Origin of the sequence: Kitasatospora sp. NPDC087271 (assembly GCF_044744605.1) — a bacterium.
GTDB lineage: Bacteria > Actinomycetota > Actinomycetes > Streptomycetales > Streptomycetaceae > Kitasatospora.
Window position 1 is genome coordinate 299,874 of record NZ_JBIUYQ010000003.1, and the last position, 24,516, is coordinate 324,389.

Below are 24,516 nucleotides of genomic sequence, written 5' to 3' on the forward strand. Positions count from 1 at the left end.
CCGCCCTGCGGCCTGCGGCCCTTCCACCGCCCGCCTCCCTCCGCTCGTGATTCCCGGACGCCGGACGCGGCGCCCTTTGTCCTGGTGCGGCTGCGGCGACCGGCCGCTCCACCGCGTGCGGGGCGCAGACTACCTCCTCGACCGGCATCGAAAAATCTGTGCCCGCCGGAGTAGACATTGCAGCGCACCGTGGTTAGTGTTTCTCTCGTAGACAGCAGTCAAGCGGTACCCGCCAGACACGAACTGGCGGGCAGCAGTACGGGAGTGCGCAGGTCGGCACGGTTGCAGGGTCCTGAAGCCAGGGATGGTGCAGTAAAGGCGACAGGGCCGGCGGCCGGGCCGGGTGGCCCGCAGGTATCAGGGGCCGCCAACCAGCGGTACCGCAGTTGAGCAGGTGCAGTACCCGTAGGTGAAGTTGAGTTGAGTGGTACCGGCAGTCGCAGTACGCGGTATCCCGGTGAAGGCGCCTAGACTGCGGGCGCGCGTGCTGGGAGTCCGGCAGTGGGGTTCCAAGCCGAGCAGGTGAGCAGGACGGGCGACGGGGCTGGCTGCCGGATTCGGCGGGACCGCCAGGGACCGCCACAGCAGTACCAGGCAGTTGGCACTACCAGGCAGTTCGCAGTACCAGGCAGTTGGACGCACCCGCAGTTCGCAGTAACCGGCCATTACAGAGGATGAATGGAGGGACAGCGCGCCATCAGGATCGCCCGGCCCGTGAGGAAGTCACCCGGGCGGAATCCGAAGACCCCCAAGGCAAGGACGGTGGTTTCCGGTCACGCATACGCGATCCCCGTACGCCCCCTCCCCCGGGGCCGTGCGGACCTAAGGAACCCGGCCACAGGCCGGCAGATGGTGTAAAACCCTTCGGGGCCCCGGGAGCCGCAACGGTCCCGGGGCCCCTCAGCGTGTCCCCGACACAACAAGAAGAGGTGCAGTGACCACGGCAACCATCCGACCGCACACCCCCGACTCCCTCGACGACGACGACTACCCCGCCTACACCATGGGCCGCGCCGCCGAGATGACCGGCACCACCCCCGGCTTCCTGCGCGCCCTCGGCGAACAGGGCCTCATCACCCCCCTGCGCTCCGAAGGCGGCCACCGCCGCTACTCCCGCTACCAACTACGGATCGCCATGCGCGCCCGCGACCTCGTCGACCAGGGCACCCCCATCGACGCCGCCTGCCGCATCATCATCCTCGAAGACCAACTCGAAGAAGCCCTGCGCATCAACGAACAGCTCCGCCACGACGCCGGACAGGAATCGGCCGCCGACACCTGACCCACCCATCAGGCCGATGAGACCGGCCCACGGTGAGCAATCAGCCGCACACCGCGGGACGCCCCGAACCCGAGCACCCCCGCGGCGCTGATAGGCGGCCGACCGTTCCCCACCGGCACGGCCGGCCGACACCCTGCCGCACTGGCGCGGACCGGCCCCGGCGTCGCCTGCTACGGCGGCTCGCCGCCCCGCTGGAGGTCACACCCGGGGTGCTCATCCACTAGCCCCGTCCTTCGCACGTGACTGGTTCGGATGAACTGGTGATGCGACCGGTGCCCTGGTGGGGTGCCGGTCGTTGATCCCGGCATGCCGATATCTCTTTCACGTCGCTCACGGGTGCACCGTCCTCGGATGACAGTGGAGTTGGCGCCCGTGGTGGAGAGGCGTCTGGGCACTCCACCCGCCTCTGCCGAGTTTCTGCGCCGGCTGGACGTGGCCGGGATCGTCGACGGGCTGTTCCCGATCCGCGAGGTCGCGCACCTCACCCACGGCCAGGTGAGAGGTACTGGTGGCCAACCGGCTGTCCGCCCCGGCGCCACTGGTCCGCGTCGACGACTGGGCCCGGGAATGGACCGTGGAAGAGGTCTTCGGCGTCGAGCCGGACCTGCTGGGCGATAACCGGCTCGCCCGCGCACTTGACGCGATCGCACCGCACCTGGACAAGCTGGTCGACACCACCGGTGCGCAGGCCATCGCCGAGTTCGGCATCGACGTGTCCCGGATCCACCGGGACATGACCTCGATGTCCCTCTTCGTCGCTTACGAGAACCAGGACGAGCAGGTCCCACAGGTCAAGTACGGCCACCCCAAGGACAGCCGGGTCGATCTCAAGCAGATCCAGGCCGGCCTCGCGGTCAGCGGCGACGGCGGCATCCCGCTGTTCCACCGCGTCTACGACGGCGGCGCGGGCGAGGTTGCCCAGGTCGTCGGCGCGATGAACGCTCTGCGCAAGATGGCCGCCCCCCGGGACTTCCTGCTGATCGCCGACTCCAAGCTCGTGTCCCACTCCAACGTCACCGCCCTGCTGGACGCGAAGGTCGCCTTCATCGCCCCAGCCCCGGCCGCCAAGGTCCCCGACGAGGTCTATGCGGCCTTGAACCTCGAAGATGCGCGGGTCGTGGCCTAAGTCCCGGACCGGGACGCGAGCAAACCCACCGACCGGCGTGAGATCTACCGTGTGCTGGAGGACACCCATACCCTGCCCGGGCGGCGCAAGACCGACCCCGAGATCCGCCTGCGCAGGATCCTGGTCCACTCCAGCGGAAACGCCCGCGGCCAGCAGGCCGCCCGCGCCAGACGGCTGGCCCACGCGACCGAGGACCTCGACAAGCTCCAGCGCGGAGCCGGAGGACGCTTCTACGGCACGGCCGAGAAGATCGCCGCCCGGATCGGCATGATCGCCAGGACCCGCTGCGTCGAGGACTGCCTACGGACCACGACCACCGCCGACCCCGACGGCCGGCCCGTCCTGGAATGGCACTTCGGCCAGGACGTCCTGGCCGCCCAGGCCGCCGTCGACGGCTGGTACGCGTTGCTGACCAACCTCACCCCCGCACAGGCCACCGGCGAACAGGTGTTGTTGGCCCCGGTCTCCCATCTCTGACCCACGGTGCAAAGTAGCGCCGGCGCCTGACCGGGGCCCCGTTCCTTGAGGTTCCCCGCTTCGTTACTCCGAATGAGGAGACGGCGGAGGGGTGGGAGCGTTCATGCGCCGGGAGCGGGCAGCGGCAGGCCGCAGCGCACAGCCGGACGCGGTCAAGGTCGGCAATCGACCCGTGACCTCAGCCCGGCAGAACGTCCTCAAGTTCCACGAGTTCCTGCGTGTTCAGCGTGAGTTCCACGGCCCTGGCGGAGTCGGTGATGGAGGCCGGGCGGCTGGCTCCCGGTACCGGGATCACTGCCGGGGAGCGGGCGAGCAGCCAGGCCAGGGCGATCTGTTGTGGGCTGACGCGGCGTTCGGCGGCGATGCGGTGGAAGGCGGTGCCGATGGAGGTGGGGCCGGAGGGGCCGTCGAGGGAGCTGCGGGTGATGCCGCCGAGTGGGCTCCAGGGCAGGAAAGCCAGCCCCAGTTGTTCACTCAGCCGCAGCTCGGGCTCGCTGTCGCGGACGGCGGGCGAGTACTGGTTCTGCACGGAGACAAGTCCGTCGCCGAGGATCTGATGTGCCTGGCGGATCTGGGCGGTGCTGACGTTGGAGATGCCGGCGGCGCGAATGGTGCCGGCGTCGAGAAGCTCGCGCAGCGCGCCGACGGATTCCGCCCAGGGTACGGCCGGGTCCGGCTTGTGCAACTGGTAGAGGCCGATCGCGTCGACGCCCAGGCGCTTGGCGGAGGCTTCGGCGGCTTGCTTGAGGTGGGCGGGGGTGGCGGTGACGGTCCAGCTGCCGTCGCCGGGGCGGCCGCGGCCGCCCTTGGTGGCCACCAGGACATGGGAGGTGTCGCCGCCGTAGCGGGCCAGGGCGCGGGCGATCAGCAGCTCGTTGTGGCCCGCCTCGCCGGCGTGCCAGTGGTAGCTGTCGGCGGTGTCGACAAGGGTGACACCGGCGTCGAGGGCGGCGTGGACGGTGGCGATGGCCCGCGCCTCGTCCGGGCGGTGCTCGATGGACAGCGGCATGGCGCCCAGGCCGATGGCGCTGACGGCGGTGCGGGCGAGGGTGCGGTACTGCATGGTGGCCTTGTTCCTTACGCGGTGGGAGCGGCGGATATGGCGAGGGCTTCGGCGACGGCGCCGGGCAGCCAGTCAGTGGTGCGGGAGAAGGAGAAGCCCAGCGCCTTCGCGCGGGTGTTGCTCATGGCGTAGTGGCGGTCGAAGGAGAACGGCGAAGCCTTCTCGCCCGCTGGGACGGTCCGGTGGACGGCCTCCCTGCCAGCCTGCGTGGCGACGATCTCAGTGAGGCCATGTACGTCGAGCGGGCCGTCGGAGCAGGCGTTGACCGCACCGGTGAAGTCGGCTGCGGCCGCCCACAGCAGCAGGTCCGCCAGTTCCTCGTAGTGGATGAAGACCGTGGGCAGCGCGTTCGCGTGCACAGTGATCTCTTCGCCTCGTGTGATGCGCCCGGCATAGTGCGCCAGCCTGCCGGTGAATTCCTGCGCGCCGCCGCCGAGCACATGGGCGCTGCGGACAGCGGCGAAGGCGAAGCCGCCGGCGTGGGCGAAGACGGCCTCGGCCTGCCGCTTGCCCTCGGCGTAGTGCGCCTCCAGGTAGGCGTCGTCGTGCCAGGGCAGGTCCATGGCCACCTGCCAGGTGGCCGGGTCCACGCTCTCCTCCGACACGGGCGTCCCCGCGGGCACGGCCGGTAGGGCGGCGGTCGTGGGGTCGTAGACCTCGATCGTGGAGGTCATGACGTAGCGACGGGTGCGGCCGGCAAGGGCCCGGGCGGCGATGGCGGCCTGCACCGGGGTGTAGCAGATCTGGTCCACCACGACATCGAAGGTGCGGTCGTCGAGCGCGGCCGTCAGGGCTGCCTCGTCGTTGCGGTCGACGACCAGGTGATCGACGCCGGCAGGCGGCGGAGTGGAGCCGCGGTTGATCAAGGTGACGTGGTGGCCCGCCGCCCGTAGGCGCTCCACCAGGAGCTTTCCGGAGTACCGGCTTCCGCCGATGACGCAGATCTTTTGCATGCCTCCATGCTGGAGACCTATCGTCATCAGCAGAAGTCCTGACTTACTGCATGCGCATTAAGGAAAACTGTTGATTGATGTGCAGCGGCTCCGGGTCCTGCGGTCGGTGGCGGAGCACGGCAGCTTCAACCGGGCGGCCGCGGCTCTCCGCCTCACCCCCTCGGCCGTCTCCCAGCAGGTGGCTGCCCTGGAACGCAGTCTCGGTGCCCAGGTCGTCGCGCGCAGCACCCGAGGCGTCACCCTCACGCAGGCCGGCCAGATCATGGTCGGCGCCGCCGAATCCGTCGCCGCTGAGCTCGAACATGCGCAAAGGCAGGTCGCCGAGCTCAGCACTGGCCGCACCCAGCTCACCGTCGCCACGTTCACCAGCGGTGGCAGGCTCCTGCTGCCCGCCGCCCTCACCCAGCTCATGGCAGCCCATCCCCGCACCGTGCTCCATGTCAGGGAGGGCGAACCCGAGGACACCCTTCCCCTCGTCCGGCAGGGCGCCGTGGACCTCGCCCTCGCCTACCACTTCGACGGCCCGCTCCCCATCGGACCGGCCCTCAGCCCCAGCCTGGAGTGGACGCCGCTCCTGGAAGACCCCCTTCACATCGTCCTACCGCCAGGGCACCGACTCGCCAACCACGACGCGCTCGACCTTGCCGAACTGGCCGCAGACCCCTGGGTGCTCGGCTGTCTGAAGACCGAGGCATACCTGCGCCGCTACGCCGAGCAGGCCGGCTTTGATCCGGAGATCCGCGGGACCACCACCGACTACTTCTTCGCCCGCTCCCTCGTCGCCGCTGGCATGGGAATCTCCTTGATTCCCTCCGTCGCCCTCACCCCCAAGATCCCCGGCTTGAGCGCCGTCCCGATCAAGCCGCCAGGCCCGATCCGGCACATCGGCGTCGCCACGATCGGCGGCCGTGCCCGGCCTCACGTCAGGACTCTCATCCATGCCCTTCGCGAGCAGGCAATGCAGCACAACTGGCTTTGATCCTCTGCGGACCCAGCGAACGCCGACGGGTCGATGTTTCATAGGTGTTCGCCTGTGAAAGGCCCCGCCCGGCGGCGCACGGCCTGCGGCGATCATGTTTCATGAGTTGTTGCAAACAGCGGGACGGATGAAACACCCTCATGAAGCGATTCCGGCGTGACCGCCGACCCGTACGCGCTCGTTGAAGCACACGCCTGCCAGATGTCGTCCTGCGCCGACCGGCTCGCCGTGCCGGACCGGCAAGGGCAAGGTCGCCGCGCAGTACCACACCGACCGCTTCCGGCTATGGAACGCGAGTACATCCACGACCGCACCCTGGAAGGCCACGAGTCCCGCCCGCAAGCGCGGCAAGACCATCGGCGGCGCCACCGTCGCGGACCTGGACATGCTCGCCATGGCCCTGCACTACCGGGATCAAGGTCTGAGCCTGCGGGACATGGCCGCGAAGCTCGTCATCACCACCGGCAAGAAGAACGGCCGGCCCCCCCTCGCCTGCCACCGTCATCCGCATGCTCCGCGACCATGACGAACAGGCCACGCCGGAGGCGAGTACGTGATCACCCCGCTACTTTGCACCGTGGGTCACAGATAGGAGACCGGGGCCTTGTTGCGTGACAAGGGCCAAGCCGTGGTCGAACGCCGCTACCACGACTTCAAGAGCCCCCTCGCGAACGCGCCGGTCTTCCTGCAACACAACCGGCGCATCGCCGCCCTGATCACCGTGATCTGCCTGGCCCTGCTGATCTTCTGCCTGATCGAACGCCAAGTACGCCAGGCTCTCGGGCCGGAACAGACCATGCGCGGCCTCTATCCGGACAACCGAGCCGTCCGCCCCACCGGCCGCATGATCTTCTTCCACCTGGCCAGCCTGACGATCCGGCCCGGCACCGCGACCAGCCCCACCCGCCGTCCTCATCAACCGAGGGGTCCAAGCACACCTGCTCGAACTGATCCCCGGCCTCTACTGCGGGGCCTGGTGCGAAGCAGCGGTGAGCGCCGTCCACTGCGCGATCAGTTCGCTCGCTGTGCGCGTGTTGGCGGGGTCGGCCGCGGCGTTCATCAGCTTGGCCGCCTCCGCCTCGCCGCTCTGTGGCGGGACCACCAGCAGGTCCAGGCGCCGCGGCGCGTAGGAGCGCACCATGATCTCGTTCTCGTCCTGCTCCTGGAGGAACCAGCCGGCGTGCACCATACGGCCTGCCACCGGGATCCGGCGCGGGATCACCGGCCAGTGTGTGGGGTTCAGCACAACGCGCGTGACGCGCCCCCACCGCTCGTCCAGTTCTACCGCCAGTGCAGGAATTTCGGCGACGAGATCGCGTGAGCGCGGCCACCAGGCGCCATCGAGCCGACCTGGGGCGCTGCCATCGGGAGTGAGCAAGAGCCGCAGGACCGGTCCAGGCGTGGCCGGGGCGGGTACGGGTTGCACGTGGTCGAGCGGGACGGTCATGCCGTGGACCCGTCTCCGGGGCCACTCACGTGGGCCCAGGATTGTCATTCGCCGGAGACGAAACCGGCATCGGGGCCAGTTCGCGAAGTGCCTTCGGTAACGTCATCCTACTGCGACACGGCGTCAGACCCGCCACTTTACGGTCAAACTGCGCCCCGGAACAGGCGCCGCGAGGAGTTTCAATGACCGGGTCAAGCCGCCGTCTCCGCGACCGGCTGAACGGGGGTGAACTCTCGCCCGTCGCGCAGGAGAGCCCACAAGACGTTCACCCGGCGCCCTGCGAGGGCGATCAGGGCCTGGACGTGGCCGCAGCCCTCGGCGCGCTTCTTGAGGTAGAGGTCCGGTTGGGGCCGTCCTTGATCATGCTGGTCTGCGCGGACCTGTGGAACACCCTGCGCAGGCGACGGCTGTACCGCTTCGGGCGGTGCAGATTGCCGGTACGTCCTCCGGAGTCGCGTGGCACCGGGACCGGGCCGATGCCCGGCATCGACTCGATGATGTGCGCCTGCGGGTGGGCGTGGAAGGTCTCCCTGATTCGCTTGTCCAGGCCGCGGATCCGGTCGTCCAGCACCAGCAGCTGGGCGGCCAGGTCAACGATGATCGAGGCGGCGATGGTTTCGCCGGGCAGCACGGTGTGCTGAGCCCCAGCGGCCTCCACTGCGAGGTCGGCGACCTTGTCCGCCGAGCGCACGCCGCGCTTGCGCAGCCACGACTCCGTGCGGGTGCGGCCGAGCCGGCGTATTCCGGCAGGGGTCTGCCGGTGGGTCAGCAGGGTCAGCGCGCCCTTGTTGTTGGACCAGTCGAAGGCTCGCTCCAGGGCAGGGAAGATCCCGGTCAGCATGTCGCGGAGCCGGTTTACCACCCGCACCCGGTCGGCGACCAGGTCGGTGCGGTGCGCGACCAGCAGAGCGAGGTCGGCGACCAGCTGGGCCGGCACGTCCACGGCCGCGAAGTCCCTGCGCAGGCGCGAGGTCTCGGCGATCACGAAGGCGTCGCGGGCGTCGGTCTTCGCCTCGTCGTTGTCGATCTTCCTCGACCAGACCTGGAACCCCGACTCGCCCACGGCCGCCGCCCAGTGGTGGCCCTTGCCAGCGTCGATCCCCACCCACACCCGGGCCCGCCGCTCTGCCATCCCACGCTCCCCACGCCGAAACCAGCACTCTCCCCGGCCCGAGGAACACCCCGCCGTCAGCTCCGTGAACAGCGATCAGGAGGCAGATCTCAATCAGCGGTCAGGGCGCCAGGAGAACCGGACGGCCACTCCTGAGGAGCCACGACTGGCAAGACACCGTCAGCCACATCCGGGTGGTGTGAGCCTCGCAGCGGCGGGGATACCCGGCTCGTGCAGCACAGCGCAGGGTCCTGGGGTAGGCAGCACAGGACCGAGCCGGTGGGAAGGGGGCGCGGCGGTCAACCGGTGGGTGCCGGGTTGGGTGGCGTCGTGGGCATGAACGACGCCGTCGTTGGGCCGATGAGCGCGGGCGCGTGCCGGCAGGCGGGTTCAGAGGCTGAGCAGGCCGATGGCGTGGCCGTCGTGGTCGACGACCGGCCACACGGCCAGGCCGCGGGCACGCATGGCGGCTGCCGCGGTGGCGGCGGGCATGTCGGGGGTGGCGTACGGGGCGCGGTCGAGGACGATGTCGCGTACAGGGGTCCGTGCGGTGGTCCGGGAGCTGGCCTGGAACGGGGCGAGGTGGCGCCGGGTCAGGAGGCCCGCGCAGCGGCCGTCGTCGTCGCGGACCAGGAGGTGGTCGGCGCCGGAGCCGTGCAGGATGTGGATCGCCACGTCGAGCATGACGTCGTCGCTGATCTGGAGTTCGGGGTGGGTCATGAGGTCGCGGACCGTGGTGGCGGCGGTGCGTTCGAGGGTGAGGGTCATGGGCGGACTCCTTTGGGGTCGCTTCCGCCGGGGCCGGCGGTAGTGGGCGCTGACGACGGTGGGACGGCCGACGGAGGTCCGCCGGGGGCGGGCCCGGACCGCGGCGGCGGTCCGGACCCACGTCTGCTTGCTAGGCGGCGAGGGCGACGCGGCGAGGTGCCCGGCGGCGGCCGGAGGAACCCTGGCCGACCCGGCCCACGGCGGCCGCGCCGGTGGCGCCGACGGTGAGGGCGGGGCGCCTGCGGCGGTTGCGGCTCGTGGAGGTGCTGCGGCGCGGGCGCTCGACGACGGGGGCCGCGATCACGGTGGGGATGCCGGTGGGCACGCGGGCGCCGGTGATGCGGGCCAGGTCCTCGTCGCCGGCGAGGACCCTGGTGGTGACGGGGGTGATGGCGGCGGTGGTCATCATGCGGGCCATCTCGCGGCGCTGGTTCGGCAGCACGAGGGTGACGACGGTGCCGGACTCGCCCGCCCGGGCCGTGCGGCCACCGCGGTGCAGGTAGTCCTTGTGGTCGTTCGGCGGGTCGAGGTTGACGACCAGGTCGAGCCCGTCGACGTGGATGCCCCGGGCGGCGACGTTGGTGGCGATCAGCGCGGTGACCTGGCCGGTGCGGAACTGCTCGAGGGTGCGGGTGCGCTGAGGCTGGGACTTGCCGCCGTGCAGGGCCGCCGCCTTCACCCCGTTGGCGAGCAGGTCCTCGACCAGCGCGTCGGCGCCGTGCTTGGTGTCGATGAACATGATCACCCCGCCGTCGCGCGAGGCGATGTGCGCGATCGTGGCGTCCTTGTCGAAGTTCTGAACGTGGAGCACGTGGTGCTCCATCGTGCTGACCGCCCCGGCGGACGGGTCGACCGAGTGGGTGACCGGGTCCTTGAGGAAGCGCCGCACCAGGCGGTCGACGTTGCGGTCCAGGGTGGCCGAGAACAGCATCGTCTGCCCGCCTTCGGCGACCTGGTCGAGCAGTTCGGTGACCTGCGGCAGGAAGCCCATGTCGGCCATCTGGTCGGCCTCGTCGAGCACCGTGATGCCGACCCCGTCCAGTTGGCAGTCGCCGCGCTGGATCAGGTCCTTGAGCCGCCCGGGGGTGGCGACCACGACCTCGGCCCCCTGGTTCAGGGCGTGGGCCTGGCGGCCGATCGACATCCCGCCGACCACGGTCGCCATGCGCAGGCGCACCGCGTGGGCGAACGGCGTCAGCGCGTCGGTCACCTGCTGCGCCAGCTCACGGGTGGGGACCAGGACCAGCGCCAGCGGGCGGCGCGCCTCGGCGCGCCGCCCGGCGGTGCGGCCCAGCACCGCGAGGCCGAACGCGATGGTCTTGCCCGAACCGGTGCGGCCACGTCCGAGGACGTCGCGGCCGGCGAGCGAGTTCGGCAGCGTCGCGGCCTGGATCGGGAACGGCGTGGTGACGCCCTGGCGGGTCAGCACCGACAGCAGCGCCTTAGGCATGTCCAGTTCGTCGAACGCCTCGACGGCCGGCAGTGCCGGAGTGGTGCTCACCGGCATCGCGAACTCGCCCTGAACGGAGCCTCCCTGACGACTCGTCCGGCCGGACGAGTGTCGGCCGCCGCCGGAGGGCCGGTCGCCGTAGAAGGAGCTGCCGCCGGAGCGGGATCCGTAGGCGGCGCCGGAGCGGGAGGAGGTCGAGGTGCGGGAGTTGGCGTTCTGGTACGAGGAGCGGCTGGAGCGGTTCATGCGAAACCTTCCTGGGGCGGCACGTCGCGAGGCAGCTCCGCAGCGCGGGGCGCCGGCAGGAGATCGCGAGGGGACGGGCCGAAAGTGTGGTGCGGGGCGTGGACGGTGAAACCGTGCGGCACGTCACCTCAGGTCGGCGCTCACCGCGCGGGGCGGGAGCGAACGACCTCGAACCGTGAGCTGTCACGGCAGGGCGGCGATCCGGACGCGGCGCTGGGCGTCTCGCGTGGGGATGGCCGCCGGTGGCGGAGCCAGGGGGCCGGAAACGGCCGGGAATGTGCGTCGTGGCGCAATGCCGAGGGGCCCGCACCGGGCATCATGTACGCGGTGCGGGCCCCTCGCTACCAGGCGGGTGCCGTGGCAGAAAAACTACAGCGGACGAATGTTCTCGGCCTGCGGGCCCTTCTGACCCTGCGTGACGTCGAACTCGACCTTCTGGCCCTCGAGCAGCTCACGGAAGCCATTGGCGTTGATGTTCGAGTAGTGGGCGAAGACGTCAGCGCCGCCACCGTCCTGCTCGATGAAGCCGAAGCCCTTTTCCGCGTTGAACCACTTCACAGTGCCATTAGCCATAAAGAAATCTCCTTCAAGGGACCGTCCGAAGCACGCACAGTGCGCGCTTCGAGTCGCCGCGATGAGCACCCGCCCGGGGAAGAGTCGGGAAACAAAAAGGCGCCTGCGAAACATCAGCAGGCGCACACAAAGTTCATGGGAACCACTACTGCAACTAAGGAAACTCTAGCAGGCCCGGGCCCGCCACGGGCGAACATTCCACCCCCGGTTCTGCGGCGCCTCGCGCCGGGCGCCGCCGACCACGAGACCGCAGGACCGTCAACACGCCTGATTGGCAGCCTGGTCGGGCACCAGCTGCAGGGCCTTCGGAGCCCGCTGCCCGGCTTCCCCGGACGGGCGGGTCGCGCAGTCCCCGAGCCGCCCGCCCTGCCACACCGGCCCCGCACCGTGCCCACCGGCGCCACCGGTGATCATTGCGGGCAGCGTGCACGAAATTCTTGCCGCAGCTCCGAAATCGAATACGCCGAAAAAGGCCCGCTCCCGCGATTTTCAGCGCATACTGCAGGGGATGACGAAATCCGTAGCAGTTCGCCGCATCCTGCCCACCAGTCCCTTCAAAGCCCGGATCGAAGCGCCGCGCAAGCACTTCGCCGTCGGCGACCGCGTCACCCACGACACCTACGGCCTCGGCCGGGCCATCGGGGTCGAAGGCGACAGCGACATCGCGGTCCTCGTCGACTTCGGATCGCGACTGGAACGCATCACCCAGCCCTACACCGCGATGTTCAAACTCTGACCCAGGACGCCCGCGGCTCCCAGCCGGGAACACCGCAGCGCACAGGGTGCGTCCCCGGACAGCGCGCGCCGACACGCCTCCCAGGGAGACACACACCCCGGCCGGGCCGAACGGCGCCCACCGGTCCGGCCCGGAGCCTCACCTGCAATGGCCGGAAAGACACGCGACGAGCCGCCTTTGGCGCCGGCAGCGGGCCGGGCGGGCGATAAACCCCGCGCGTGGATGACAAACACCTGTTCGAGTCCGTCCGCGCAGTGCTCTCCCTCCGAGGGTTCGAGCCGGCACCGCCCCAGGCCACCGGGCTCTCCGCCCAGCAGCGTCCAGGCACCGGCCTGGTGCTGGCATGGAGTCCCGGCCAGGACCTGATCGGACCCACCCTCCAGGCCTGTCCGCATCCCGCCGATGCCGCCGGGCGCACCGAGTTCCGCGGCATCCGCAACGCACTCGTACTCGCCCTGCCGGAAGTCCTCGGCGCCTCGGGCTTCACCGTCACCACCCTCGGAACCGACCTCCTCGTCACCACCGGCCCACACGATCCAGGCGATGCCCCGGCCCCCACGGCTGCTCCCATCTGCCCCGCACCACGGCGCAGCCGACCGGCACGTCAGAGCGCCGCCGCGTAGCCCCCGGCCGCGCAGCCGACGCGAGGCCCGTGGCCGCCACGGCCGCCGCCCAGGCCCTTGGGCCATGGATGCCATGTCCTATTCTTGGGGGCATGTCGAACCCTGACGGGCTGCTCGTCGACATCGCCGCGATGGTCGAGTCCGAGCACAGCAACCAGATGTCCCTGACCGTCGTGGTCCCCGGAGCGGTGATCACCGGCAGGCTCGCGCCGGTGACCCTGTGGTGGGAGCGGGTGGCGGAGGTCCTCCAGGCCTCGGAGCACCTGAAGCCGTTCGCCGCCCTCTTCGCCCCGCCCGCCGACGGCCCGCCCGCACGGCCGACCCACCTGCATCTCCACCGGGCGAAGATCCTTCAGGGCGACTTCGGACTGCCCCACACCGGCGGCATGTACCGCATCGCCATCGAAGACATCAGCAGCTGGACCATCGGCGACCTCAGCTACTCCGACACCTGATCGCGACGGCAGGCCACATAGCCGTCCGGCGTGGCATCCTACGTCCCCGCACCAGGGAGTCGTTGAGCGTTGAGCGGGGCGTGACGTGGCGTGCGCCTGATCCGCTTTGACGGACACTCCTGTCATCCGGCCCCGTCATCGACATCCCTGCCGCTTGGTCGTCGGATGGGCCACCGGCGACCACCTGCGGACCGAGCTCGTCGCCGACGCCCTGCCCACCGCCTCCCACCAGCGGTGCCCGAAGGGCCACCCGGTCATCTCGGTTCCAGGTCGGCTGCATCGGACCATGCCCTTGCCAAGTCCTTCTTCACCGCCTTCGAAAGGGAGTTGGCCAGCGACCGGATCGGCTCAGCCGGGCAGCGGCCGGACTGCGATCTTCGAGTGGATCGAGAGCTGGTACGACGTACGAAGGCTGCACAGCAGCCTCAACGACCGCAGTCGCGCTGAGTGCGTGACCGTCCCCTCAGCCCGGCCACCACAACGATGGTGTCCGTCCAAGCGGAGCAAGATCATTCCCTTCTCATGGCCCATCAGGCCATCTCCGGCAACCTTCCGTACCTCGGGGAACCCCACCTAGGAACGCGCACTCATGTCTGTCGGTGTCCATCGCCGGGGTTGCGGCAACTGCTCAGGATCTGGTCTCGACGCTCGTCTGTGTCGCGTGCGCCGTCTGGGCCGGTCGGCACAGAACGATGGCGGCGGTGTCGTGGGTCCTGCCTCGGAATGCCCCGGCCGCAGTGCCGGTCTCGGCTTCGCGTGTCACGGCGATGATCTGGCCGGGTCCGGAATCGGACAGCTCGGCCATGAAGCGCGGCCAACTCCAGCCGTACCGCTCCGGAAGGCGGGCAGCGCCCTCGGACAGGACGGCGAGCTGGTGGATCTGCGACAACGGGATACTGGCCGTCAGCGCCTGGTCGGCGGCCTCGGGTTTCGCACCGGCCACCCAGAACCCACCGGCGGCAGCGCTGTTGCGGTAGCCGCGTACGGCTTCCTCCGTATACGAGTCCAGATACGCCGCCCGGTCGTCGACGATCACCTCGACCGCTCCGTTGGTCCGGTGCAGCGCCACGGGCGAGTGGCCGAGCACCAGGACGTCCAGGCTGCCGCTGCGCTCACGGACCACCGCGACGGTCGAGGAGGGACTGTCCGCGTTCGTCATGTCACAGGTCTGGCTGTGCTTCCCGACCAGCGCGGTCAGGGCGGTGCGCAGGATCTCCCGCAGGCCGGCCGGGCCCTGCGTGAGCAGTTGCGCGCAGAGGAGACCCGCCAACTGCTCGACGTACCAGGTGACATCGTGGGCGCAGCCCGTCGTGGCTCCGGTGGCGGTGGCGCCGTCCAGGACGAAGGCGAACGCCGGCCCGGTGACGACGGCGGCCTCGCTGACGCCGCCGGGCGTCGGGGCGGTCGCGTGCGTGATCTCGAACGGCATTGAACGTCCCTTGGTCGGGCGGGTCGGGCGGGTCGGGCGGGTCGGGCTCCGGGAGCGTGAACGGCCGAGGTCGCTTGGCCGGCCATGCCGGGCGGGTATTGGCCGGCAGGCTCGGGCGGCCGGCCTGTGCGGGCCGGTGCCCTGCCGTGCGCGGCTCCCCGGCGAGACAGGGAGAGGCGCGGGTCCTTGCCTGCCTCAGAGCGGCAGGAGCACCATGTCCGGCGGCGGCGTCAACGATGCGGCGCTTCTGCGGCTCGGTGCCCGGCGGTCGATCGACATGCCGCCCACCACCAGGGCGAGCCGAAGCCGGAAGGCATAGGCGCGGCGGGTGAGCGCGTGCGAGGCGCGCTGGGCGAACCCGTCTGGCGCGGAGGATGATTGAGGCGGCATCGGCTGCAGGTGCGTCGCGGGGGTGCGGCCGGCGGGGGATCGCCTGGGAGTGCTTGCGGGCAGCGGCCTCGAGGCAGCGACTTGGTGCGGGTAGCGGTCGGTAATGGGAATGCGAAGAACCCTTCTCGGACGACACGTCTTGGGGAATCTCCGCGGCGCGGGGCGCGGGAGATCGCAGGTGACGGGCCAGGAATGTGACATGTGGGTCGGTGGGAAGGACTCGCGCGGAGCGGGAGTCGGCGTCCGGCGTGAGTGCAGTGGCTCGGAGCGCAGCGCCCACCGTGCCGGGTCCGGGTGCGGACGGTGTCTGGGAGACGTGCGCTCGGCGCGTACCGGGTCGGAGCCCGGGCCTGAGCGGCCGGGAAGGTGCCATGGCAAGGGCGAGTGGCCCGCACCGGGCGTGTACGCGGTGCGGGCCACTCGCTGCCAGGCGGGTGCCCGGCGAAACTACAGCGGACGGATGTTCTCGGCCTGCGGGCCCTTCTGGCCCTGCGTGACGTCGAACTCGACCTTCTGGCCCTCGAGCAGCTCACGGAAGCCGTTGGCGTTGATGTTCGAGTAGTGGGCGAAGACGTCCGGGCCGCCGCCGTCCTGCTCGATGAAGCCGAAGCCCTTTTCCGCGTTGAACCACTTCACGGTGCCATTAGCCATAAAGAAACTGTCTCCTTCAAGGGACTGATCCGGATCCGGCAGCGTGCGCAGATCCGAGTCGCGGTGATGACGGCCCGCCCAGGGGAAGACCCGGGAAAACGAAAATGCGCCCAGCCGTCACAAACCAGCAGGCGCATACCAGAGTTCATGGGACCACAACTGCAACTCGCCAGACTCTACCAGGCTCCGCGTCCCGACGGCGGGGCGGAAGCGGGGCGTGTGGCACATCGCCCTCGGAGCTGCTGCTCGCGGGTGACGGCACGGCAGAAGTCTTGACGCTCGTGCGCCGTCAGGCGATCGCGGTGCACCTGCGAGCTGAGGGTGGGAGAGACGGCCCGGCGGCCAGTGTGCACAATGATCACAAGTCACCGTCTGGAGCATGAAGAGGTCAAGGATGGAGAAACGTGGTACCCAGCCTGTCACTCCCGGCAGGGCGGGCGCCGATGACACACCCACAGGTGTCGACCCCGCGAAGCTGAAGGCCTCTCGGCCCGCATACGAGAGCAACATGCAGGCACGCGCAGGGAAACCCCTCCCAGCCGCTCCCCCGCCCCCCCCCCCGGCGAAGAACCCCGTCGACCGATCGGGCCACCCGAGGCCTCCCCGGCGGGCCAGCGGGTGCCGGCGCCCCTGGCACCCGATCCCACCCCGCAGGCATGGTGGAACGCCGCGAAGAACAGCCCCATGGCAGGCGTCGCGAACGCCGTCCGCGGCGCACTGAGAAAGACCGCCCGCGAGCAGAAGACCATCTCGTGGAACGCTCTGCACGAGAGAACCGGGCACAAGCTGCTCCCCGCGCTCAGCCAGGCGCAGAAGATCCAGGTGCTCGCCCTGGTGGACCAGCTGACAGCCGCTGGGGAGCCGCTCCTGTCGGTCCTCCTCACCGACGCGCACAGCGAGTCACTGCAGCTGCACCGCGCCGTCGCGCAAAGGCTGGAACGAACCCTGCCCGGCGACGACCTCGCCCTCGCCGACCACCTCGAAGCCGCCATCGCTGAACTTCACCGCCTGTGGCAGCATCGCTGAGAACCGGGACTCGGCTCCTCCACCCGACCGGTGCCGACCATCGTCGACGCCCTCGCCGTGGTCGGTAGCCGTTGTCGGAATGAGGTGTGGGCGTCGGCCGCACATCATCCGTCTTTCCTGAAATAAACGCATGATCGCCGAAGACACCCAGCCGCCGGGACATGGAGGAAAGTCCCGGCTCGGCCCCGGCGCCACGTCCGGCACCCTCCACACCGCCGCGGTTGATCCGCCCGCCGGCACGACGGGCCGGCAGGCAGCCACCGACCCGGCCGACGGCGCGCAGTGCGCGGAGGCAGCACCGAAACCGAGGATGCGCGGCTGGCTGCACGCCGGCATCTTCCCCCTCTCACGGACCGGCGGCATCGTCCTGATCGTCCTTGCACGCCCGGCCGAGGTCGATGTCGCGAGTGCACCGGCGTCGCGCCGGATTCGAACCGGCACCCGGCGGTGGCGGTCCTGCGTCGTCGGCCTGTGCTCCTGTGGCCGCCGCCGGCCGGATTGACGGCCCGGCGCCGACCGCCCTGCCACGCTGGATGGCGGGCGGCCGGCGCTGGTAGTGCCGCCCGGGTCAAACAGCGATCGTGAGGTCGGCGTGGCCGCACAGCAGCGCGTAGCCGCGGGGAAGGCCGGCGAGGAGGCGGTCAGTGGCCGCCGGCGAGGTCGGCGAGAGCGGCCAGGACGGAGGAGACGTCCCAGCGGGCGGCGGTGAGGCTGGTGTTCAGGGGCGCTGGCCGGGCCGGGGGCGGCCGAACAGGAGGTCGTAGCCGGGCGGCAGTTGGAGCAGGACGCGCTCGGTGAGATCGTCGCCGGCCGCGTCGGCCACGGTGGACAGAACGGCGCCGATGTCCCACAGGGCGGTGGTCTCGGTGGCGCCCTCGATCCAGGCCGCGGTCGCGCGTGCGAACCGCTCGGGGTTGAGCGGCTCGGCGGCCTGCAGCGGGTTGAGCAGGATCAGGGCGAAGGTCTCGGGCAGGCGGGCTGCCAGTTCGGCGCGCACGTTGCCGACCAGGTGGGCGCCGAGCAGGGCCAGGACGACGCGCGCCGCCCGCTCGGCCTCCCGGGGTGTGTCGTACTCACCGCGTTCCCAGACCTCTTCCAGGAACGCCTCCCATCGAAGAGCCACGGTTCCTCTCCCTCCGTTCCGGGGCGTCGGCGTGAACGCCGTCGACGCCCGGTCAGGGCTCGGCGACCAGGCGCCGGTGCAGACCGATGAGCTTGCCCAGCCGGACCACGCGGCGGCCGGCCCCTCGCAGGACCAGCTGGCTGCCGCACCAGTCGGCCTGGTTGCGGGCATGGACAGGAGCGCCCCGGGCCCGCGCAGTCCATGAACGTCACCTCCGGCGGATCGAGCACCACCTCCCGATGTGCCCCGAGCGCGGCGGTCACGGCACGGCGCAGCGCGGGGCGGTGTCAAGGCCGATCCCGCCGCACGCCCGCAGCGCTAAGGGTTCGTGACCCTGGTCGTCGCGTGGCGGTCTCCCTCCGTCGGCCCGGCCCGCACGGCGTGGTGTGCCGGGGCGGCCGGGCCGGGTGGTGGAGCCGGCGGGGGGCCGTCCCGCAGGGCCCGGGGGTCGGCGGTGCGGGACGGCGGTCCGGGGATCCGGTCAGGCCTGGATCTGTTTGCGGCTGCCGCTGTGGCTGATCTCGACCTTGCGGGGCTTGGCCTTCTCCGCGACCGGGATCTTCAGCGTCAGCACGCCGGCGTCGTAGTCGGCGCTGATCCCCGTGGGGTCGAGGGTGTCGGAGAGCATGACCTGGCGGGAGAACACGCCGAGCGGGCGCTCGGACAGCTCCCACTTCACGTCGTCGCCTTGGTGGCGGGGGCGGCGTTCGGCCCTGACGGTCAGCATGTTCCGCTCGACGTCGACGTCGATCGCCTCCGGGTCCACCCCGGGCAAGTCGAAGCAGATCACGTACTCGTCGCCCACGCGGCAGGCGTCCAGCGGCATCGGGGCCGGCCGCGACCACGTGCCGGTCGTGCTGAGGAACTGCTGGGTCAGGCGGTCCAGTTCGCGGAACGGGTCGGTGCGCATCAGCATCACGAAACACCTCCACTGATCGAATGGGTGCCAGTGCGTTTCACCTGAGTCTGTTCTAGCATGTCATCCATCCAATGACAAACAGCGAAGTCGCCGAAGGAATGACATCCATGGGAAAGCGGCCCGACGTACCCGCCACCGGCGGCGGCCCATCCACGGGACCGGCGTCCTTCCTCGCTGCCGCCGCCGCGCTCGCCGCCATCGACGACGCCGTCCGCACCGCGCGGAACACCGCCCCGGACACCCGGCCCGGCGCCGACGCATCGGACGAGGGGCCCGTCCCGCCCTGGCCGCGCTCACCAGCGCCCTCGGCGCCACGGATCCGGCCGACCTGATAGCGCTCCTCGCCGGCATGCGTCCCTACCTCACCGCCGCCCATCCCGACCTCGCCGCCCGCCTCGACGACCTCACCGACCGCAAGGACCGCCTCCGCCATGACAGCGACCGACGACGCACCTGACCCCCTCGCCGCTGCCGAAGACCGCTGGCAGCACATCGAAGACCGGCTGGCCGCCATCGAGCGCCGGATCCAGGAACAGAGCGGCGACGCCATCGCCACCATCGACGCCTGCCTGGCCAGACTCGACACCCTCCACCACGACCTGGCCCACGGGCCCTGGCCCCCGCATGCCTTCCCCACGCCCCCAGAGGCTCCGACCATCCCACCGAAGCAACCAGCGCGAGCGCCCACGCAGAACCCCTCCGACCCGGTTGGCCACCGGCACGCACCTACCGTCCCGAACGCACCGCGACACGCCCCGGAGGCCGCCAGGAAGCGGTCCGGGTACCCGTGTACGACAGGGAGAACCACCGCTCCCGAGACTCCCGGCGATACGCCGCGATCTGATGCCACGACCGAGCGGAGCCGCCGACTTCACCCTTGTCCTGCCTGGCTGGACACCCCCACCCCACTCCTGGCGTTGGCGAGGCGGCCGGGATGAGGCGGAGTGCTCTGCGTGCGTGTTCCACGCTGTCGCGGCGTGGGACACGGGCAGGTGACGCGGCAATCGCCGGCTTGGGCAGCCACCCCCGCCGGCAGTCTCGGTGCCCTGTGGCCACACCAGTCGGTGCAGTAGCGGCGGGCGCGACCGGTGGAGGCCGGCGGTAGCGCCGAGGTTCAGCCCGGGCAGTGGCCCGGGCTGAACGGGTGTGGCCAGGCGTTCCGGGAGTCGCTTGACGCGGTGGTTCTCAGCGCAAGGGATTTCAGCTGGTCCCAGGCGGGGCGATGGCAGTATCGCCGGGCACTTGGATGGCCTCAGGGCACCCGTGGTTAGGAAAGGCGGTGCCGTGGGCCGTGTCGGCTGGCGCAGGGGCAGAGCCTTCGCGCCAGGGGCCGGTTGCGCCGGGTACTGTGACCGGCGTTAGCCGTGTCGGCTCATCGGCGCGGACGAAGGGTGCGGGGCGAGCCCGTTCGATGGGAGAACTGCGATGTCCGGTCGCTTCGACTGCTCGGATGCCTTCGAGCGTGCCACGGGCTTGCGCGAGGCCGTCTCGGCGGTGCGGCGGGGTGAGATCGTGGTGCTGCCCACCGACACCGTCTACGGGGTGGGTGCCGATGCCTTCAGCCCTGAGGCCGTCGCCCGGCTCCTCGGTACCAAGGGCCGAGGCCGGAACATGCCCTCCCCCGTGCTGGTCGGCTCGCCGGGCGATCTGGATCTCCTGGTCGACGACCTGCCTCAGCGCGCGCGAGAGCTCATGGAGGTGTTCTGGCCGGGTGGGCTGACCCTGGTCGCCCGCCACAAGCCGTCGCTCGTTTGGGATCTCGGCGAGACGCACGGGACCGTGGCGGTACGGATGCCCGCACACGCGGTCGCCATCGACCTGCTGGTGGAGACCGGGCCGCTGGCCGTCTCCAGCGCCAACCTGACCGGCAAGCCGTCGCCGCAGGACTGCGACGCCGCACGCGGCATGCTCGGTGAGGCGGTGGCCGTCTACCTGGACGGGGGCCCGACGCCGGCGGCCGTGCCGTCCTCGATCGTGGACATCACCGGCCAGTCCCCCGTACTCCTGCGCGCGGGCGCGGTCAGCGCCGAACAGCTGCGCAAGGTCGTGCCGGACCTGGAGGAACGCTGATCAACCGGGTCGGGCCACCGAGTCGGCGGGCAGGTCGAGGCCGCGGGCGGTGACCAGGTGGGCGGTGCCGTCGGCGATGGCGGCGCGGGTGGCCGCTACCGCGCCGCACGCGTCGTGGCCGAGCACCACGACCAGCGGCGAGCCGAGCACGCTCACCCCGTACTCGATGCTGCCCAGAACCTCCGGCCCCAGGACGTGCCCGGCGGTGCGGACCACGAACGGGTCGCCCAGCCCCCGGTCGAAGATGATCTCGGCGGCCAGCCGGGAGTCCGAGCAGCCGAACAGCACCGCGAACGGACTCTGGGCGGGTGCGGTCTCGGTGCGGCGGGCGCCGTCCTGGTTCGGGTGCTCCGAAGCTCCGGCGACGAACCGCCGGTTGCCGGCCAGCAGCGTCGGTGAAAGGGGTCGGTGAGGCGTAACCCGGCTCGTCGCGTTCAGCTGGCCGTGGCCCCTTGGGTGGTTCGCGCGTGCAGAGGGGAGACGACGGCGGCGTAGCAGTTTCCGGGCAGGTCGGTGACCCAGTCGAAGGTGTCGAGGGTGACGCCGTGCTGGGAGGCGGCGTGGAGCATGTCGGCCAGCAGGGCGGTCGCGGCACCTTTGTCCTGCTCGGTGCCCTGGTCGAGGCGGCGATCGGCGGCTTCGTTGACGCGATCGGCCAGGGTGCGGTTCTTGCGGTCGGTGTACTGGTACACGCTTCTGTCGCCTTGGTCGGGCGACCGCCGGGTGGCCGGCGTTCGTTTCCGGCTGCCGAAGCGGGTGATGGCGGCGGTGCCGCAGGGGCGTGGATGCCGAACCGGGCGCTGCGCACGCGTCCCACCGGGGCCAGGGTCGACTCCGGCGGGACGCTCGGTTCGATGCGGCTCGGGTGCGGCGCCCCAGGCCCTTCCCTGCGGCGTGTGCCGGGCGGGAATGGCCGAGCGCGGTGCGGGGTGCGGCCGGCCGGGCTGGTCGGTTGTACGGCGGGCCGCACCCCGGCGGGGGTTACAGGGCGCGGGTGAGGCGGTCGGTCAGCAGGCGTGTGAAGCGGGCCGGGTCGGGCAGGTCGCCGCCTTCGGCGAGCAGGGCGCTGCCGTGGACGAGTTCGGCGGTTTCGGCGAGCGCCGGGTTGTCGGCTCCTGCCTGGTGGGCCTGGTGCAGGGCGGTGATGAGGGGGTGGGTGGGGTTGAGTTCGAGGATGCGCTTGACCTGGGGGAGTTCCTGGCCCATGGCCCGGTACATCTTCTCCAGGGTGGGGGTCAAGTCGTGGGCGTCGCCGACCAGGCACGCCGCGGAGGTGGTCAGGCGGGTGGAGAGTCGGACCTGCTTGACGTGCTCGGCCAGGGTGGTCTGGAGCCAGGCGAGGAGGGGGGCGAAGTCCTGTTCGCGCTGGGCCTTCTCCGCCTTCGCCTCGTCACTGCCTTCCCCGTCGGCGTCGTTGTCGAGGTCGACCCGGCCCTTGGCGATGGACTGGAAGCGGTGGCCGTCGAAGGCGGGAATCTGGTCGGTCCAGACCTCGTCGACGGGGTCGGTGAGGATCAGGACCTCATAGCCCTTGGCGGTGAAGGCCTCCATGTGCGGGGAGTTCTCCACCATCGCCCGGTTCTCGCCGGTCAGGTAGTAGATGGTGTCCTGGCCGTCCTTCATCCGCGCAACGTACTCGCGCAGCGTGGTCGGCTTCTCCGCATCATTTGTCGAGGCGGCACTGACCAGTTCCAACAGCGCGTCGGTGTTGTCGCGGTCCTCGATCAGGCCCTCCTTGAGGACCCGGCCGAACTGCTCCCACAGCTTCGCGTAGGTCTCGCCGTTCTTGGTCTGCATGTCCTTGAGAGCGCCGAGGACCTTCTTGACGAGGCGCCGGCGCACGGCGGTGATCTGGCGGTCGTGCTGCAGGATCTCGCGGGAGACGTTCAACGACAGGTCGTGGGCGTCCACCACGCCCTTGACGAACCGCAGGTAGTTCGGCATCAGCGCGTCGCAGTCGTCCATGATGAACACCCGCTTGACGTAAAGCTGCACGCCCCGCCTGGTGTCGCGGGAGAACAGGTCGAACGGGGCGTGGGCAGGGATGAAAAGCAGCGCCTCGTACTCGAAGGTGCCCTCGGCGCGCATGTGGATGGTCTCGGCCGGGGCCTGCCAGTCATGGCTGATCTGCTGGTAGAACTCGTTGTACTCGGCCTCGGTCACCTCGCTGCGCGGGCGGGCCCACAGGGCCTTCATCGAGTTCAGCGTCTCCAGCTCGCCCGCAGCCCCACCGTCGGCGTCGGCGCTGTCGTCGGTAGTGGTACTGACGGGCTCGGTGGCCATCCGGATGGGCCAGCGGATGAAGTCCGAGTACTGCTTGACGATCTGCCGGATCTTCCACTGGGCCAGGTAGTCGCCCAGCCCGTCCTCGCTGTCCTCGGCCTTGAGGTGCAGGATGACCGAGGTGCCCACCGGCAGGCCGTCGGCCGGCGCGATGGTGTAGGTGCCCTCGCCGTCGGACTCCCACACGGTGCCCTGCTCGGTGCCGGCGCGACGCGTGTGGAGGGTGACCTTGTCGGCGACCATGAACGCGGAGTAGAAGCCGACGCCGAACTGCCCGATCAGGTGCTGCGCGGCGTCCGCGTCCTTCGCCTCCTTGATCTTCGCAAGCAGGCCGGCGGTGCCGGACTTGGCGATGGTGCCGATCAGGTCGACGACGTCGTCTCGGGTCATGCCGATGCCAGTGTCCCGCACCGTCAGGGTGCGGGCGTCCTTGTCGACCTCCAGGATGATGTGCGGGTCGGGGGCCTCAAGGGTGGTGTCGGTGAGGGATTCCAGACGGAGCTTGTCGAGGGCGTCGGAGGCGTTGGAGATCAGCTCGCGCAGGAAGATGTCCTTGTTCGAGTAGATCGAGTGGATCACCAGCTGCAGCAACTGGCGGGTCTCCGCCTGGAACTCCAGCGTCTGGGTCGAACTGGCCACGGGAGGCGTCTCCTTCGAGGGTTCGGATCGGGTCAAGCCGGGGCAGGCGAGCGTTCTGCGTGGCCGGCCCCGGGGGTGTTCAGATGTGGCTGAGGGGCTGGTAGGGCTGCTCGGGGCGAGTGTGGCCGGGTCGGGCGGTGCCGTAACAGGACAGGAAGAGCTTCCAGCCGTCGCGGCACTCCAGCGTCGCGCCGTAGCGGACCGCGGGCGGGTCCGGGCGCGTGCTGTACCGGTCGACGCGCACGATGCCGCCAGCCGCGATGGCAGAGGCGACCAGGGCCTGCTCGACGAGGTCCACCGGAACCGACGAGCCCGTGAGGTCCGGCACATCCACGCTCTCGGCGCCGTCGCCGGTGGTGATGGTGGGCGCGGAGCCGCTGGCGCCGGTGATGGTCCACCACACCTGTCCGCCGCCCTCCAGGGTCACAGTCAGTCCGTAGGGGCTGTCGTCGTCACGCTTGCCGGCACCGGTAATGCCCGGTATGCCCAGAGCATGCTCGATGAGCAGCTGCTGCAGGTCGGCTGGAGTCATGGGAGTCGGCTGGGGTCGGGACGGAGCGACCGTCACGGTCCGGAAGATTCGGGCGGTCTGCACGCCGGTAGCCGTCAGGGCGTCAACTCGCGCCCCGCGTGCCGGGGCAGATGCCGCGTGCAGGCTTACGGCGGTAAGCCGGTCCACAGCGTGCGGGTCGCGGAC

The 24,516-nt window shown here is 70.5% G+C and carries 26 protein-coding genes and 2 pseudogenes; 12 read left to right on the forward strand and 16 right to left on the reverse strand.

The window, feature by feature from the left end; all coding sequences use genetic code 11:
* Positions 1-934: 934 nt before the first annotated feature.
* From ACIO9K_RS07780 to ACIO9K_RS07790, 3 genes are all read left to right on the forward strand, one after another.
* Positions 935-1,282, forward strand: coding sequence for a helix-turn-helix domain-containing protein (locus ACIO9K_RS07780; RefSeq protein ID WP_363622076.1), 348 nt, complete (start codon positions 935-937; stop codon positions 1,280-1,282).
* Positions 1,283-1,790: 508 nt separating this feature from the next.
* Complete coding sequence (locus tag ACIO9K_RS07785; protein WP_400327791.1) at positions 1,791-2,408, forward strand: IS1634 family transposase; 618 nt, start codon at positions 1,791-1,793, stop codon at positions 2,406-2,408.
* Positions 2,409-2,459: 51 nt separating this feature from the next.
* Positions 2,460-2,885 (forward strand): hypothetical protein, encoded by a 426-nt coding sequence (locus tag ACIO9K_RS07790; protein ID WP_400327793.1) that lies wholly within the window; start codon positions 2,460-2,462, stop codon positions 2,883-2,885.
* A 178-nt stretch (positions 2,886-3,063) separates the two neighbouring features.
* Here ACIO9K_RS07790 and ACIO9K_RS07795 read toward each other — a convergent pair whose 3' ends face one another.
* Together ACIO9K_RS07795 and ACIO9K_RS07800 are read right to left on the reverse strand one after the other, a co-directional pair.
* Entirely contained in the window at positions 3,064-3,948 is an 885-nt protein-coding gene (locus ACIO9K_RS07795) for an aldo/keto reductase (RefSeq protein ID WP_400327795.1), read from the reverse strand.
* 14 nt (positions 3,949-3,962) lie between these two features.
* On the reverse strand, positions 3,963-4,901 hold the full coding sequence (locus ACIO9K_RS07800; RefSeq protein ID WP_400327797.1) for an NAD-dependent epimerase/dehydratase family protein: 939 nt from the start codon (positions 4,899-4,901) through the stop codon (positions 3,963-3,965).
* A 70-nt stretch (positions 4,902-4,971) separates the two neighbouring features.
* Between ACIO9K_RS07800 and ACIO9K_RS07805 the strand changes: the two genes are divergently transcribed.
* On the forward strand, positions 4,972-5,880 hold the full coding sequence (locus ACIO9K_RS07805; RefSeq protein WP_400327799.1) for a LysR family transcriptional regulator: 909 nt from the start codon (positions 4,972-4,974) through the stop codon (positions 5,878-5,880).
* 181 nt (positions 5,881-6,061) lie between these two features.
* Entirely contained in the window at positions 6,062-6,406 is a 345-nt protein-coding gene (locus tag ACIO9K_RS07810) for a hypothetical protein (RefSeq protein ID WP_400327801.1), read from the forward strand.
* Positions 6,407-6,445: 39 nt separating this feature from the next.
* On the opposite strand, the gene ACIO9K_RS07815 is transcribed toward ACIO9K_RS07810, so the two are convergent.
* The 6 genes and pseudogenes from ACIO9K_RS07815 to ACIO9K_RS07840 all read right to left on the reverse strand — a co-directional run bounded on the left by ACIO9K_RS07815 (position 6,446) and on the right by ACIO9K_RS07840 (position 11,475).
* Complete coding sequence (locus tag ACIO9K_RS07815; protein ID WP_400327803.1) at positions 6,446-6,739, reverse strand: hypothetical protein; 294 nt, start codon at positions 6,737-6,739, stop codon at positions 6,446-6,448.
* A gap of 102 nt (positions 6,740-6,841) precedes the next feature.
* Positions 6,842-7,375, reverse strand: a complete 534-nt coding sequence (locus ACIO9K_RS07820; protein WP_363622091.1) for a DUF5994 family protein — start codon at positions 7,373-7,375, stop codon at positions 6,842-6,844.
* A gap of 143 nt (positions 7,376-7,518) precedes the next feature.
* Positions 7,519-8,459, reverse strand: a pseudogene (locus ACIO9K_RS07825) (transposase).
* A 369-nt stretch (positions 8,460-8,828) separates the two neighbouring features.
* Entirely contained in the window at positions 8,829-9,206 is a 378-nt protein-coding gene (locus ACIO9K_RS07830; protein ID WP_400327805.1) for a CBS domain-containing protein, read from the reverse strand.
* A gap of 130 nt (positions 9,207-9,336) precedes the next feature.
* Positions 9,337-10,902 (reverse strand): DEAD/DEAH box helicase, encoded by a 1,566-nt coding sequence (locus tag ACIO9K_RS07835; RefSeq protein ID WP_400327807.1) that lies wholly within the window; start codon positions 10,900-10,902, stop codon positions 9,337-9,339.
* A gap of 369 nt (positions 10,903-11,271) precedes the next feature.
* The gene (locus ACIO9K_RS07840) at positions 11,272-11,475 is read right to left on the reverse strand and encodes a cold-shock protein (RefSeq protein WP_099897249.1); all 204 of its coding nucleotides are present in this window, start codon (positions 11,473-11,475) and stop codon (positions 11,272-11,274) included.
* A gap of 508 nt (positions 11,476-11,983) precedes the next feature.
* On the opposite strand from ACIO9K_RS07840, the gene ACIO9K_RS07845 reads away from it, so the two are divergent.
* The 3 genes from ACIO9K_RS07845 to ACIO9K_RS07855 all read left to right on the forward strand — a co-directional run bounded on the left by ACIO9K_RS07845 (position 11,984) and on the right by ACIO9K_RS07855 (position 13,289).
* The gene (locus ACIO9K_RS07845) at positions 11,984-12,211 is read left to right on the forward strand and encodes a hypothetical protein (RefSeq protein WP_400328055.1); all 228 of its coding nucleotides are present in this window, start codon (positions 11,984-11,986) and stop codon (positions 12,209-12,211) included.
* 218 nt (positions 12,212-12,429) lie between these two features.
* Positions 12,430-12,834, forward strand: coding sequence for a hypothetical protein (locus ACIO9K_RS07850; RefSeq protein ID WP_400327809.1), 405 nt, complete (start codon positions 12,430-12,432; stop codon positions 12,832-12,834).
* A gap of 92 nt (positions 12,835-12,926) precedes the next feature.
* The gene (locus tag ACIO9K_RS07855) at positions 12,927-13,289 is read left to right on the forward strand and encodes a hypothetical protein (protein ID WP_363622099.1); all 363 of its coding nucleotides are present in this window, start codon (positions 12,927-12,929) and stop codon (positions 13,287-13,289) included.
* A 628-nt stretch (positions 13,290-13,917) separates the two neighbouring features.
* On the opposite strand, the gene ACIO9K_RS07860 is transcribed toward ACIO9K_RS07855, so the two are convergent.
* Together ACIO9K_RS07860 and ACIO9K_RS07865 are read right to left on the reverse strand one after the other, a co-directional pair.
* Entirely contained in the window at positions 13,918-14,718 is an 801-nt protein-coding gene (locus ACIO9K_RS07860; RefSeq protein ID WP_363622101.1) for a hypothetical protein, read from the reverse strand.
* A gap of 837 nt (positions 14,719-15,555) precedes the next feature.
* Entirely contained in the window at positions 15,556-15,759 is a 204-nt protein-coding gene (locus ACIO9K_RS07865; RefSeq protein ID WP_031068443.1) for a cold-shock protein, read from the reverse strand.
* 684 nt (positions 15,760-16,443) lie between these two features.
* Between ACIO9K_RS07865 and ACIO9K_RS07870 the strand changes: the two genes are divergently transcribed.
* A complete protein-coding gene (locus ACIO9K_RS07870; protein ID WP_400327812.1) occupies positions 16,444-16,785 on the forward strand; it encodes a hypothetical protein in 342 nt (113 codons plus the stop codon).
* A 130-nt stretch (positions 16,786-16,915) separates the two neighbouring features.
* A complete protein-coding gene (locus ACIO9K_RS07875) occupies positions 16,916-17,287 on the forward strand; it encodes a hypothetical protein (protein ID WP_400327814.1) in 372 nt (123 codons plus the stop codon).
* Between the two features lie 216 nt (positions 17,288-17,503).
* Here ACIO9K_RS07875 and ACIO9K_RS07880 read toward each other — a convergent pair whose 3' ends face one another.
* Complete coding sequence (locus ACIO9K_RS07880) at positions 17,504-17,908, reverse strand: DUF2267 domain-containing protein (RefSeq protein WP_363622103.1); 405 nt, start codon at positions 17,906-17,908, stop codon at positions 17,504-17,506.
* A gap of 481 nt (positions 17,909-18,389) precedes the next feature.
* Positions 18,390-18,824 (reverse strand): Hsp20/alpha crystallin family protein, encoded by a 435-nt coding sequence (locus tag ACIO9K_RS07885; protein ID WP_363622105.1) that lies wholly within the window; start codon positions 18,822-18,824, stop codon positions 18,390-18,392.
* A 110-nt stretch (positions 18,825-18,934) separates the two neighbouring features.
* Here ACIO9K_RS07885 and ACIO9K_RS07890 point away from each other — a divergent pair, with 110 nt between their 5' ends.
* Positions 18,935-19,159, forward strand: a complete 225-nt coding sequence (locus ACIO9K_RS07890) for a hypothetical protein (RefSeq protein ID WP_400327816.1) — start codon at positions 18,935-18,937, stop codon at positions 19,157-19,159.
* A gap of 1,093 nt (positions 19,160-20,252) precedes the next feature.
* A complete protein-coding gene (locus ACIO9K_RS07895) occupies positions 20,253-20,897 on the forward strand; it encodes an L-threonylcarbamoyladenylate synthase (RefSeq protein ID WP_400327818.1) in 645 nt (214 codons plus the stop codon).
* 66 nt (positions 20,898-20,963) lie between these two features.
* Here the strand turns inward: ACIO9K_RS07895 and ACIO9K_RS07900 are convergent.
* From ACIO9K_RS07900 to ACIO9K_RS07915, 4 genes and pseudogenes are all read right to left on the reverse strand, one after another.
* Positions 20,964-21,335, reverse strand: a pseudogene (locus tag ACIO9K_RS07900) (carbonic anhydrase); the annotation flags it as partial.
* A complete protein-coding gene (locus tag ACIO9K_RS07905) occupies positions 21,332-21,589 on the reverse strand; it encodes a hypothetical protein (protein ID WP_400327820.1) in 258 nt (85 codons plus the stop codon). The pseudogene ACIO9K_RS07900 and the gene ACIO9K_RS07905, both read right to left, overlap by 4 nt.
* A 289-nt stretch (positions 21,590-21,878) precedes the next feature.
* The gene (gene htpG / locus ACIO9K_RS07910; protein ID WP_400327822.1) at positions 21,879-23,819 is read right to left on the reverse strand and encodes a molecular chaperone HtpG; all 1,941 of its coding nucleotides are present in this window, start codon (positions 23,817-23,819) and stop codon (positions 21,879-21,881) included.
* A gap of 79 nt (positions 23,820-23,898) precedes the next feature.
* The gene (locus ACIO9K_RS07915) at positions 23,899-24,351 is read right to left on the reverse strand and encodes a hypothetical protein (protein WP_400327824.1); all 453 of its coding nucleotides are present in this window, start codon (positions 24,349-24,351) and stop codon (positions 23,899-23,901) included.
* Between the last annotated feature and the right edge of the window lie 165 nt (positions 24,352-24,516).

Bases quoted from the DNA above. Each gene is read 5' to 3' on its own strand.
- ACIO9K_RS07795 (WP_400327795.1), bottom strand. From the start codon at position 3,948: ATGCAGTACCGCACCCTCGCCCGCACCGCCGTCAGCGCCATCGGCCTG.
- ACIO9K_RS07800 (WP_400327797.1), bottom strand. From the start codon at position 4,901: ATGCAAAAGATCTGCGTCATCGGCGGAAGCCGGTACTCCGGAAAGCTC.
- ACIO9K_RS07820 (WP_363622091.1), bottom strand. From the start codon at position 7,375: ATGACAATCCTGGGCCCACGTGAGTGGCCCCGGAGACGGGTCCACGGC.
- ACIO9K_RS07830 (WP_400327805.1), bottom strand. From the start codon at position 9,206: ATGACCCTCACCCTCGAACGCACCGCCGCCACCACGGTCCGCGACCTC.
- ACIO9K_RS07835 (WP_400327807.1), bottom strand. From the start codon at position 10,902: ATGAACCGCTCCAGCCGCTCCTCGTACCAGAACGCCAACTCCCGCACC.
- ACIO9K_RS07840 (WP_099897249.1), bottom strand. From the start codon at position 11,475: ATGGCTAATGGCACTGTGAAGTGGTTCAACGCGGAAAAGGGCTTCGGC.
- ACIO9K_RS07845 (WP_400328055.1), top strand. From the start codon at position 11,984: ATGACGAAATCCGTAGCAGTTCGCCGCATCCTGCCCACCAGTCCCTTC.
- ACIO9K_RS07855 (WP_363622099.1), top strand. From the start codon at position 12,927: ATGTCGAACCCTGACGGGCTGCTCGTCGACATCGCCGCGATGGTCGAG.
- ACIO9K_RS07860 (WP_363622101.1), bottom strand. From the start codon at position 14,718: ATGCCGTTCGAGATCACGCACGCGACCGCCCCGACGCCCGGCGGCGTC.
- ACIO9K_RS07865 (WP_031068443.1), bottom strand. From the start codon at position 15,759: ATGGCTAATGGCACCGTGAAGTGGTTCAACGCGGAAAAGGGCTTCGGC.
- ACIO9K_RS07870 (WP_400327812.1), top strand. From the start codon at position 16,444: ATGGCAGGCGTCGCGAACGCCGTCCGCGGCGCACTGAGAAAGACCGCC.
- ACIO9K_RS07875 (WP_400327814.1), top strand. From the start codon at position 16,916: ATGATCGCCGAAGACACCCAGCCGCCGGGACATGGAGGAAAGTCCCGG.
- ACIO9K_RS07885 (WP_363622105.1), bottom strand. From the start codon at position 18,824: ATGCTGATGCGCACCGACCCGTTCCGCGAACTGGACCGCCTGACCCAG.
- ACIO9K_RS07890 (WP_400327816.1), top strand. From the start codon at position 18,935: ATGGGAAAGCGGCCCGACGTACCCGCCACCGGCGGCGGCCCATCCACG.
- ACIO9K_RS07895 (WP_400327818.1), top strand. From the start codon at position 20,253: ATGTCCGGTCGCTTCGACTGCTCGGATGCCTTCGAGCGTGCCACGGGC.
- ACIO9K_RS07915 (WP_400327824.1), bottom strand. From the start codon at position 24,351: ATGACTCCAGCCGACCTGCAGCAGCTGCTCATCGAGCATGCTCTGGGC.